Source organism: Methanosphaera sp. DEW79 (assembly GCF_003266085.1).
In the GTDB taxonomy this organism is placed as follows: domain Archaea; phylum Methanobacteriota; class Methanobacteria; order Methanobacteriales; family Methanobacteriaceae; genus Methanosphaera; species Methanosphaera stadtmanae.
Map to the genome: position 1 here is coordinate 18,620 of NZ_MUZW01000047.1, position 11,263 is coordinate 29,882.

The window sequence follows — 11,263 nt, forward strand, 5'->3', positions numbered from 1 at the left end:
CGATTATAAATCAGCCATTGAAGGATTTAATAATTCTTCTTCAATTCTAACTAATTCATTAAGTTTAGCAATTCTTTCTCCACCAGCTGCTCCTGTTTTTATAATAGGTGCATTGAATGCTACAGCTAAGTGTGCAATTGTTTCATCGGTTGTTTCTCCAGATCTATGTGATACAACTGGTACATATTTATTAGCTTTTGCTAATTTTATAGTATTATATGTATCTGTTAAAGTACCTATTTGATTTGGTTTTATAATTAAGGAATTACCTGCATGAGCTTCAATACCTTTAGCTAATATTTCAGCATTAGTTACAAATAGGTCATCTCCACAAATTAAACAATCTTTTCCAGATTTGCTAGTTAATTCAGCAAATGCTTCAAAATCATTTTCTTGAATTGGATCTTCTACATAGAAGAATTTATATGTATCAATTAAGTCTGCGATGTAATCAATTTGTTCTTCAACAGTTCTTGAAGTACCTTCACGTTCATATACATATTTTTGTTCTTTTTCATTCCAGAATTCACTAGAAGCAACATCTAATCCAGGTTTTACAAGTACGCCTGTTTCATCACTAACTTCTTCACAGGAAGTAAATTGAATTTCAAGAGCTTCTTCATTTGTAAGGTTAGGTGCCCATCCACCTTCATCTCCCTTACCACCAGTAAAGGTTTTATCTTTTTCCTGAATTTTAGCTTTGATTCTTCTGTGAACATTAATATTTGTTGTTATTGCTTCTGTTATATTTGATGCACCAACAGGAATTACAAGGAATTCTTGAATATCTGGTGCATTAGTTCCTGCATGAGCTCCACCATTAATCATGTTTCCAAGAGGGAATGGTATTTGTGTAGGCATTATTCCTCCTAAAAACTTGTATAAAGGAAGATTATAACTTGATGCTGCTGCTTTTGCAGTTGCCATAGATACTGCTACTGCTGTATTTCCACCAATTGTTGAGAAATTATCAGTTCCATCAATTTCTTTTAATACATTATCAATTTCCCTAATATCTTCTGCTTCCATTCCAATGATTTCAGATGAAATTAAATCTTCAACATCAGTTATTACTTGGTCTACTCCACCATCAGGAAATGATGTTACTTCGTTGATTCCTGTACTAGCTCCACTAGGTGCTGCTGCTCTTCCGAATCCATTCCATGTTAAAACATCTGCTTCAACAGTTGGATTTCCTCTACTATCTATAATTTTTCTTAAACGTACGTCTTCGATTACACTATCCATAAAAAAACACCTCTTTTTTAAATGTAGAAATAGTTGCTTGATTAAAGGGCTATGTTTTTATTTCTTATAAGTGTATAAATAAGAAAGTTTTCTATTACTTAGAGATTAAAAATAAATAAGAGAAATTTAATCTACATATTCATCTTTAACTACTGCATCTAATGGAATTACACCTTCTTCATATTCCTTTATAGCTATTTTAATTGGATCTTGGTCTGGTGTAAATTCTACCAAAGGATTTGCACCCATTGAAATTTGTAAAGCTCTTGAACCAATTAATCTAGCTCTTTCAAATCGTGTATTATTTCTAGATTGCATATAATTAAATGCTCCTTTTATAGTATATTATTTTTATCCTATTCAACAACTTAACTAAAAGTATCCTCACTACCCAAAGGTAAAAAGGAGAGGAGTCCCTATCTAATGGAGTTTAATACTCTATATTAGCTCCTTATTTAGTTTAATAAATATTCATTACCATACATCAACGTGTGATATGAACATTCTTCTACAACAATATTTTGTAATTCCTAAATCATCAAGAACATCATTTGGATTTTCTCCAGCCTTAGTTCTTTTTTCGAATTCATCAAAACTTGCTGAAATAACTTTTCCACACGTAAAACATCTTACGAGTAACATAAAAATTTACCTGTAACTTTTTTGTTTTCTTGCTCTTGCACCTGGTCCACCGAATTTTTTAGATTCTGAACGACGTGGATCTCCTACTAACATTGTTCTGTCGTATTGTACATATCTATCTTTAAGATTCATATCACCAGTGTATTCTACTAAACCTTTAGCAATAACCATACGTGCTGCTTCAGCTTGACCCATAATTCCTCCACCAACAACTCTTACATTGATATCTACAGAATTTACTATATCTCCTGCTAATTCTAATGGTTCAAATATTTTTAATCTTGCTAATTCAGGTTCGTATAATTCAACTGGTTTACGATTTACTTTAACTCTTCCAGTACCTTCTTTAACTGTACCTCTAGCAATTGCAGTTTTTCTTTTCCCACTAGTGTGTACTACTTTACTCATATTTTACACTACCTTGAATTTATTTAAAATTTAGCACCTAATAATTTTGATACTGTACCTAATTCCATACTTTTTGTTATGTTTTTAGGTTGTGCTTGTTCTACTTCAACTACTTCTTGTCCTTCTAATTCTTTAGGAATACCTACATTAACTTTTAAGTTTTTGTAAGCAGCTCTTCCATGAGCTTTTCTGTATGGAATCATTCCTCTTACTGTTCTTCTGAATATATCATCTGGTCTACGTGGATATTTTGGACCTAAATCTCTTGGGTTTGAGATACTTGCCCTATCTACTCGTTGTTTGTACTTTGCATAGATAAAGTCTTTATTACCAGATATAATAATTTTTTCAGCGTTAATGATAGTAATTTCTTCTCCATCTAAGAGTCTTTTACTAACTGTACTTGCAAGTCTTCCTAGTACAAGTCCTTCTCCATCGATAATTGTTACCATTCTATTCACCTACTTTATTATTTTAACATTGGATCCTTTTGGATTTTCAGCCATTAGATCTTTGATTGTTAGGCATTTTCCACCTGCAGCTTCTATTTTATTTTCTGCTTCTTTTGAAAATTTAAATGCAGCTACAGTTACGTTATGTGTTATGTTTCCTTCACCTAAAACTTTTCCAGGTACAAGTATAGTTTCATCATCAGCAGTACATTCATCTATATGGTAAACATTTACTTCTTTGTTTTTTCTATTAGCTCTTTTAAGATCGTTAGCAACAGCTTTCCATATAGGAGCATTTTCTGCAGATGCTTGTTTAGTGAGGGATTTTATTAAGTTTATTGTGTTTGGGTTAGTTTTTGATAATTTCATTTTTCCTATTCCTCCTCATTCACAAAATTTATGATATTATCTGCTTTTTCTGATAGTATATCACAAGCTATTGTTAGAACATCAAATGGTTTTAGTGATCCATCTGTTTCAATTTTAAAGATGTATTTTGATTCTTCAAAATCTACTACTATTGCATTATCATCCTTTTCTGATAATCTTTGACAGGTTCTACATGTAGAACAATTTTCAATATTCCCTACTACTAATGTATCATCTTCTATTTGTAATACATTTCTTGGACATTCTTCAACATATTCTTCTAAGTCATTGACTTTTTCAGTGTCAATTTCTATTTTTGGATAGTATTTATATCCACATGTTGTTGTTGCCTGCCATTTTGCATGCTCAGATCCTAATCCAAGTTCTGCTATAGCTTCTAATTCTACTTCTTCGCCTTCACGAAGTCTTACTATTGGTATTGTATCATAAACTGGTTTTACAGCTGGGTCGTCTGATTTAAGATCTTTTGAATATACTATTTTAGAATCATTACCTTCTTCACATTTTTCTTTTAAAAGAAATGAAACTCTACAATGTTGACAACCAGACTCACAATCACATTCTGATGGCATTACATATGAATCCAAATCAGTTACTATTGGAATTAATCCTAATCTATGAGCTAACACTTCATCAAACATTTTTGCATCGTTTTTATAAATGTTTACATCTTCAATTGCCAATGTAGGAATTTCTACAAGACATATTCGTCTAATTGTGTTTATGAATGTATCATCTACACCTTCAACTACGAATACAGCTCTTTCATCATCCTTTTCTCTAATTTCTATATTCATATTATGACCCTTTTAAAATACTTATACTCTTCTACCTCTTTTACCACCAGGTCTACCAGTACCATCATGAGGTATAGGAGTTACATCTTCAATTTTACCAATTTTTATACCAGCTCTTGCTAATGCTCTTATTGTTGCTTGAGCACCAGGTCCTGGTGTTCTTGGACCATTTCCACCAGAAGCTCGTACTTTAATATGGAGTCCAGCGATTCCTTTTTCTTTTATATCATCAGCTACTCTGTTAGCTGCTTCCATTGCTGCAAATGGTGATGATTCTTGTCTGTCAGATCTTACTACTTTACCACCAGACCATTGTGTTATAGTTTCAGCACCAGTTATATCAGTAACAGTTATAATAGTGTTGTTAAAAGATGAGTAAACGTGAGCTACACCCCATTTATCTTTTTCTGCCATTATATCACCTTTAATTAATTATTGTTATTATTTTATTAGATTTATTCTTCATCTTTAGGTTCTTCTTCTGCTGCTACTTCTTCAGTTTCTTGTGTTTCAAATTGTTTTGCAACTGATGAACCTGGATAGAAATCAATATTTTCTTCATCTGCTTTTTCTACTAAGTGTCCTGGTGCATTAATTTTTTTACCATTTAAGGTAATGTGACCATGTACAACAAAGAGTCTTGCTTCTTTAGCAGTGTGACTTAAACCTCTTTTAAATACTAAACTTTGTAATCTTCTTCTTAATATGTCTTCTACATTAAGATCTAATACTTCTTCAAGTTTAGCATTAGGTGATATGAAACCTGCTCTTACGAGATGATCTAATAATTCTTTTTCTTTATCTGCTCTTTCATCTATATCCATACCTAATATAATACGAGCATCTCTTCGGTATCTTTTTACTCTAGATTCAGCTTTCCAAATTTCTTTTTTGTTTTTTAATCCATATTTGTTAGCTAATCTGTTTTCTTCTTTGATACGATCTGCATTCCAAGGGTGGGATGGTGTATCATATTGTTTTCGTGGTTTTTTTGGATGTCCCATAATCAAATCTCCTTCATATTTTTATATTAAAAAAAAAATGTTTTCTATTTCTTGATTAACTTAGTAATTTACTTAATTACCAGTAGGTCTTGTTCTACTTACACCAACAGAAGATCCATGTCTAAATGTTGATTTAGTTCTTTGACCACGTACAGGAAGACCAACTTCGTGTCTTTTACCTTTGTAACTTCTAATCATTTTCATTCTGTTTAAATCATCACGTAATGTCATGTTTAAGTCAGATTCTATTAAATGTTTAGTTTCACCTGTTTCATAATCGTTTCTTCTGTTTAAGAACCATTCAGGGATTCCAAATTCTTGAGGATTTTCAAGAACAGCTTCTATTTGTTTTACAGACTCATCATCAATGTAACCTATTTGAGCATCTTGATCTAAGTCTAATACTTTACATATAGCTATAGCAAAAGCTTTACCTATTCCTCTAATTTCAGTTAAAGCTGTAGCTATGGTACTATTTCCGTCAACGTCTTTACGAGTTATACGAACCATATGTCTAAATTCTTGTTCAGCCATGCTAATTCTCCGTTTTATTAAATTATATTTAAAAAAAATATCTAGATTATTCTAATGTGTGTTGAAGTAATTTTTTTTATAAGAAAAAAATAAGCTTTGAATTTTATAATTAAATTAAAGATGAAATAATCTGAAAGTTTATTTATTATATGTGTTAATCATATTCAGAAATAATCTAGTTAAAACAATACTCTGTTTTATTTTTTGATTAAAATAATAAATAATATTGAATAAAAAAAAAGTGATTTTTTTAATGAAATTTCAGATTATCAATTTTTGTTCTATAAAATAATTATAAGCGCCGAGACTGGGATTTGAACCCAGGAGGAGATCACTCCACAAGATTTCCAGTCTTGCGCCTTACCAAGCTAGACTATCTCGGCATTTGTTCTTATTATTATTTTATTAAAACAAATGTTTTTTTTATATAATCATATTTTGTTATTCTCAATACATACTCTCCAAATAGACAACACTTTTTTATTACCTATAGAGAGATACATTATATTATTTCTAGAGAATTTTTTTTAGAGAGAACATTCTCTATATAATTTCATTAATTTATTTTACATAGCCAAAGCTAATCTATGTAAACTACATGACAATTATTATTTTTTTTATTAAATAATAATTTTAAATATTGACCTCGCCCCTAATCTCTAAATTAAAGGTTCTACAGTTAATAAAAAAATTTTAAATTTTTCTAATTGAAGAATAATCATATTAAAAATAATATTTATTATTATTTTTCACCTATGTTATTACTTCCACATCTTAGGATATGTGTTTGGTAGTATAAATACTTTTTGGATATCCACTATAATTTTAGTATCAGAATTTATAATATCATTTGTAGAATACATACAAGTACCAATAGCAAGTAACTCTTCTTTAAGTGTCATTACTGCTACTGTATTGTTTTCATGAATTTGATTATCAAGTTTTACAACACCACTACTTGCAAGATTTGCACCATGACATATAGAATCTACTGCTGTATCTTTAACATATATCTTTTTAACATACTTTGTTGTATGTTCCATTGGCTGAATTAACTTTCGAAGAAGTGTTTCATCACCATCTTCCTTATAGAAATAATATGCATCTGTAACATCTTGTAATGTTGTTAGAGTATCATCTTCTAGAAAACTTCCAGCCATAGTTCTTCTTAATTCTGCCATGTGTGCTCCACAACCTAGTGCTTCTCCAATATCATGACAGTACTTACGAATATATGTACCAGACTGACATGTTATTCTAAATAGTACATCTTGATTATCCCTAATTTCTAAAAGTTTTACTTCATAAATTGTACGTACACGTAACTCTCTTTTCACTGCTGATTTAACTGGAGGTATTTGATATATCTTACCAGTAAATTCATCAAGAATAGATATAATATCCTCTTCATCCACAGGTTTATGTAATCTCATAAGACATACATATTCCTTTGGTGATAATAATAGAAGTGATAATGATTTAGTTGCAGTATTTAATGCTACAGGTAAAACACCTGTTACCTTAGGATCGAGTGTCCCACCATGACCAGTTTTATCAACATGCATAATATCTTTTAACCATACATCAACCTCATGTGAGGTAGGGCCTGAAGGTTTATCAATGTTAATAATTCCCTTATTAATATGTTCCTCTATTGTTCTATTTCTTGGATGACATCCATAATCATAGTTAACTTCCACATCACATTTATATTCATATTCAGTCATGATAATCAAAATCCCATTATACAAAAAAATATAATTCTATATTATATATTAGTATAGTAATATCTTATAATTCTTTATAATATAAAAATAAGTCTACATTATTATAATTAGTAATATTTTTCTATAAAAAAGATATAATATATAATAAATAAAAAAAATATACTAAGAAAAAAATCGTGATTTATTATGCTAAAAACAGATGTAGTAGTTATTGGAGCAGGTCCTGCAGGATCTATGGCAGCAAAACATGCAGCACTAGGAGGGGCAGATGTAGTTTTAATAGACAAGAAATCAGAAATTGGAACTCCAAAAAGATGTGCAGAAGGTGTGTATGATGAAGGATTTAAATGGCTAAATATAGAACCTAATGAAAGATGGATAGCACAGCGTATATATGGTGCAACACTACACTCACCAGATGGAAATAGTTTTACAGTAACATCAGAAGATGTACCAGTACAAGGATTTATACTAGAGAGAAAAGTATTTGATAAACACATGGCAATGGATGCAGCACGTGCTGGTGCAAAGATAATGATAAAAACATTAGTAACTGATATTAAAAGAAATGAAAATGGATTCATACTATCATGTGATTCAATTGAAGGCACAATTGAAGTAGAAGCAAAAATAGCAATCTGTGCAGATGGACCAGAATCAATAATGGCAAAAAAATTAGGAATTAATTCAACAACACCACAAAACATGATGTCCTGTGCACAATTTGAAATGTGTAATGTAGATTATAATGATGATGAAAAAATAGAATTCTACCTAGGACAAGATGTTGCTCTTAAAGGATATGCATGGATATTTCCAAAGGGAAATGGTGTTGCAAATGTAGGTCTTGGAGTTACAGGCAATACTGATAAAACAGCATATGAATATATAATGGATTTTATAGAAAAATGTCCTGCCACAAAGAATGCTCAACCAATAGAAATGAATATAGGTGGAGATCCTATAAATGGACTTATTGAAAAAATATACGATGATAATCTATTAATATGTGGCGATGCTGCAGGTCAAGTAAATCCAATAGAAGGAGGAGGAATTATTGAAGGAATGCTTGGTGGTATGGCTGCTGGAGATGTGGCAGCAAAGGCTATTAAAGAAGAAAATTATTCAAAAGAAAGACTTCATGAATACTATGAAAAATACAGTGAACTTTCATTTAATTTAATAGAAACACTACCTGCTGCAAGAGATATTGTTTATTCATTTACTGATGATGAATATAATAAAATAATAAGTGTAGCAAATACTATAGATTTAAAAAATATATCAAAACGTGATGTATTAAAAGTAGTATTTAAACTTCCACCAACACTAACAACAAAATTAATTAAATTACTTAAAATTGTATTTCCAAAACAAATGAAAAGTATATTGTTTTAGGTTATGTTTTTAATAAACATCACCTATAATCTTATCTTTAAGTTAATAGGAAGTATGAGTTTTACATATTATTTTATAAATATGTTGTTTTAATAAAATTCTTAAATAATAAAATACACAATGTATCTAATATTAGTGATATTTTAATAAAAAAAAGTAGTTTAAAAAATAGTAGTTACTATTTCTCACCATTATATGGATTTAATTCTCTTACCTCTTTAGGATATTTTTTCAGCATACGATCCATTAGAGACATACTCTGTATTTGACCTACAAGAAACATGAACTTATTTTTCTCATCATGAAGTCCATTTAAGTCCCTTTGAAGTTTGTTACTTACTTCAACTGAATGTTTATAATCATTACGACTTGTGGTAATTTCCTTTTTCTGTCTTGTATTTTCACTTTCTAATCTATCTATAGATGTGTTAAGATTATCTATTTGTTGTTGTAATTGTTTTATGGTTTTTTCATAATTAGCATTACCAGTATCAAGAATTTTATTTTCCTTTTCTAGGTTACTTATCTGTTTTTTAAGGTTAGTTATTTCATTATTATAATCCTTGTTTTCATGGGATGTTTTCTCATATCTTGCTTCCATATCTTCATGATTTGTTTGGATACTTATGAGTTTTTCAGATAAGATTTTATTTTCATGTTCTAGTTGTTGTAATTGTTCCTTTGATTTGTTATCATTGTCTTGAATTGAATTTTTATAGTCATTTAATTCTTGTTGAATATTTTTATTATCTTCAATTAATGACTTATTTTCCATAAGTAGTCTGTTATATTCCTTTGGATTTATATCTGATATATTATCGTTAGTATAATCTTTAGCAAATTGTTCAATAGTTGGACCTATATGTCCCTTGGATGTTCCATGTTCTGATTCTAATTTTTGAAGAAATGCACTCCAACCTTCTTCATCTTTAACTCTTATTGTAACAGTTTTTGCCATTTTTATCAACTAAAAAAACATTTTTTTTATTCTATAAATATCCAATATGATCCATTAAATAAAATAGTATGTTCATATAATCATCTATTATTTTTATAATTGGTCATGTTATGGATTTCTTACTAAAATATTATATATCTTAATTTATTTAAAGATTGTGTTACATTGTTTTATATGTTTTACGTGTTAAAATAGTCTATAATAGCTTATTAGATGTTTTTGTTATTTTCATGTTTTACATTGTTTTACATGTAAATCATGTGTTTTATATAATAATTAATCTGAAACTAATAATTACTCTAAAAATGAATTTATTGTTTTATATTGTTTTACATTAATTTTCTTTATTTTATGCATATAAATGATTTTAAAGGATATTTCATTTACAGTATAAAACAATTGTTTTACATTGTTTTACATATAAATCATTGATAAAACATGATAATTATTGTTTTGTAAATAATCACTAGAAAACACATACCTATGTTTTATATTGTTTTACATTAAAATAGCTTTATTTATGTATATACTCATAGGTAAAGCTGTTTAAAAATATAGTATAAAACAATTGTTTTACATGTTTTATATATAAAACATTGAAAAAAACAATAAAAAAAATAAGAAGTTAATTATATATACATACTACCTAATCCTAGCATACCAGGAAAACCCATACCGCCACTTAAACTACTTCCAAGAATTATATAGCATATGATATGTAACACACCTATACTATATAACCAGAGTAGTATTATTATTTCAAGTATAATAAATAGTATAATGGATATTAATGAAGTAAGTAATATTTGTTTTATTGACATAGATACTCCTAAAGTTATTTATATTCTATGATATGTGAAAGACATTTATATTCTCTTTTATGAAAATCAGTGAAATCATCACCTTTATATAGATTAAAGTACTTTTTTGTTGTGTTTGATATATACTTTCGTGACTCAAATATAACTAGTTTTCCTAAACAATAGTTTTCAATTACAATATCATAACAATCTAGTTTTGGAACATAACATAGACTATAAATTAAATAATCAGATTTTAGTATTGTTTGTTCAAATAAAACATCTTCAGTTTCATATAGTGTTTTAATATCATCTCTACCTACTTCTTGTTTATGCAAAAAAAATACACTCCTCAAAAAATAATCATTATAAAGAAAATTCATTCTTTAAAAAAAATGTTTCTACCTAATTTATTGTTTTATTTATTATAATATTAAAAGATAATAACTATTTTATAGAAAAAATATGTCCATAAAACACATATAAAACATTAAAAAACAAGTATAAAACAATATAAAACATTAGCAAAAATCTATAAAATATCAACTATTTTTATAAATATATTCAAAAGAAGAAAAGTTATTTTTTCATGTCGTTATCACTTGAGACATACTGATTTTTTTTTATTCAGGAGGAATATCCAGTTAAAGTAGTTATAGAATATAAACAACACCCACAAAAAAACATTATGACAATCACATCCATATTCATAAAGTTAGTTTTAGTATTTAAGTAATCTAGTATCATAAAATATATTTCTATTAATTTTTTAAATTCTCTATCAGTTAAAACAGATAATAATTTAATATTTTGATTAAATATATAAAATAAAGATAAGTAGTATTTTTCATATTCTGTAGAATATATTAGATGTATAAACTAATATTTTCACTGTTTAAAAAAAA

General features: G+C 28.4%; 15 protein-coding genes and 1 tRNA gene. 1 reads left to right on the forward strand and 15 read right to left on the reverse strand.

Annotation, left to right across the window (positions count from 1 at the left end; translation table 11 throughout):
* Positions 1–3: 3 nt before the first annotated feature.
* The 12 genes from eno to BZ132_RS04255 form a co-directional block, all read right to left on the reverse strand.
* Positions 4–1,248, reverse strand: a complete 1,245-nt coding sequence (gene eno / locus BZ132_RS04200; RefSeq protein ID WP_011406450.1) for a phosphopyruvate hydratase — start codon at positions 1,246–1,248, stop codon at positions 4–6.
* Between the two features lie 126 nt (positions 1,249–1,374).
* Positions 1,375–1,566 (reverse strand): DNA-directed RNA polymerase subunit K, encoded by a 192-nt coding sequence (locus tag BZ132_RS04205; protein WP_011406451.1) that lies wholly within the window; start codon positions 1,564–1,566, stop codon positions 1,375–1,377.
* A gap of 156 nt (positions 1,567–1,722) precedes the next feature.
* Positions 1,723–1,890, reverse strand: coding sequence for a DNA-directed RNA polymerase subunit N (locus BZ132_RS04210; protein ID WP_011406452.1), 168 nt, complete (start codon positions 1,888–1,890; stop codon positions 1,723–1,725).
* Positions 1,891–1,896: 6 nt separating this feature from the next.
* Entirely contained in the window at positions 1,897–2,298 is a 402-nt protein-coding gene (locus tag BZ132_RS04215) for a 30S ribosomal protein S9 (protein ID WP_011406453.1), read from the reverse strand.
* A gap of 23 nt (positions 2,299–2,321) precedes the next feature.
* On the reverse strand, positions 2,322–2,750 hold the full coding sequence (locus BZ132_RS04220; protein WP_011406454.1) for a 50S ribosomal protein L13: 429 nt from the start codon (positions 2,748–2,750) through the stop codon (positions 2,322–2,324).
* 9 nt (positions 2,751–2,759) lie between these two features.
* On the reverse strand, positions 2,760–3,119 hold the full coding sequence (locus BZ132_RS04225) for a 50S ribosomal protein L18e (protein WP_011406455.1): 360 nt from the start codon (positions 3,117–3,119) through the stop codon (positions 2,760–2,762).
* 5 nt (positions 3,120–3,124) lie between these two features.
* Positions 3,125–3,937 carry a DNA-directed RNA polymerase subunit D gene (locus BZ132_RS04230; RefSeq protein ID WP_011406456.1) on the reverse strand — a complete coding sequence of 271 codons (813 nt, stop codon included), beginning with the start codon at positions 3,935–3,937 and terminating at the stop codon, positions 3,125–3,127.
* A gap of 21 nt (positions 3,938–3,958) precedes the next feature.
* The gene (locus tag BZ132_RS04235) at positions 3,959–4,351 is read right to left on the reverse strand and encodes a 30S ribosomal protein S11 (protein ID WP_011406457.1); all 393 of its coding nucleotides are present in this window, start codon (positions 4,349–4,351) and stop codon (positions 3,959–3,961) included.
* A gap of 41 nt (positions 4,352–4,392) precedes the next feature.
* The gene (locus tag BZ132_RS04240) at positions 4,393–4,941 is read right to left on the reverse strand and encodes a 30S ribosomal protein S4 (RefSeq protein WP_011406458.1); all 549 of its coding nucleotides are present in this window, start codon (positions 4,939–4,941) and stop codon (positions 4,393–4,395) included.
* Between the two features lie 72 nt (positions 4,942–5,013).
* Positions 5,014–5,475 carry a 30S ribosomal protein S13 gene (locus BZ132_RS04245; protein WP_011406459.1) on the reverse strand — a complete coding sequence of 154 codons (462 nt, stop codon included), beginning with the start codon at positions 5,473–5,475 and terminating at the stop codon, positions 5,014–5,016.
* A 299-nt stretch (positions 5,476–5,774) separates the two neighbouring features.
* Positions 5,775–5,858: transfer RNA gene (locus BZ132_RS04250), tRNA-Ser, on the reverse strand.
* Between the two features lie 378 nt (positions 5,859–6,236).
* A complete protein-coding gene (locus BZ132_RS04255; protein ID WP_011406460.1) occupies positions 6,237–7,202 on the reverse strand; it encodes an RNA-guided pseudouridylation complex pseudouridine synthase subunit Cbf5 in 966 nt (321 codons plus the stop codon).
* A 186-nt stretch (positions 7,203–7,388) separates the two neighbouring features.
* On the opposite strand from BZ132_RS04255, the gene BZ132_RS04260 reads away from it, so the two are divergent.
* Positions 7,389–8,600 carry an NAD(P)/FAD-dependent oxidoreductase gene (locus BZ132_RS04260; protein WP_286940573.1) on the forward strand — a complete coding sequence of 404 codons (1,212 nt, stop codon included), beginning with the start codon at positions 7,389–7,391 and terminating at the stop codon, positions 8,598–8,600.
* Positions 8,601–8,778: 178 nt separating this feature from the next.
* On the opposite strand, the gene BZ132_RS04265 is transcribed toward BZ132_RS04260, so the two are convergent.
* The 3 genes from BZ132_RS04265 to BZ132_RS04275 all read right to left on the reverse strand — a co-directional run bounded on the left by BZ132_RS04265 (position 8,779) and on the right by BZ132_RS04275 (position 10,696).
* Positions 8,779–9,558 carry a FlxA-like family protein gene (locus tag BZ132_RS04265; protein ID WP_011406462.1) on the reverse strand — a complete coding sequence of 260 codons (780 nt, stop codon included), beginning with the start codon at positions 9,556–9,558 and terminating at the stop codon, positions 8,779–8,781.
* Positions 9,559–10,187: 629 nt separating this feature from the next.
* The gene (locus BZ132_RS04270) at positions 10,188–10,379 is read right to left on the reverse strand and encodes a hypothetical protein (RefSeq protein WP_011406463.1); all 192 of its coding nucleotides are present in this window, start codon (positions 10,377–10,379) and stop codon (positions 10,188–10,190) included.
* 14 nt (positions 10,380–10,393) lie between these two features.
* Positions 10,394–10,696 (reverse strand): hypothetical protein, encoded by a 303-nt coding sequence (locus tag BZ132_RS04275; RefSeq protein WP_286940574.1) that lies wholly within the window; start codon positions 10,694–10,696, stop codon positions 10,394–10,396.
* Positions 10,697–11,263 lie beyond the last annotated feature (567 nt).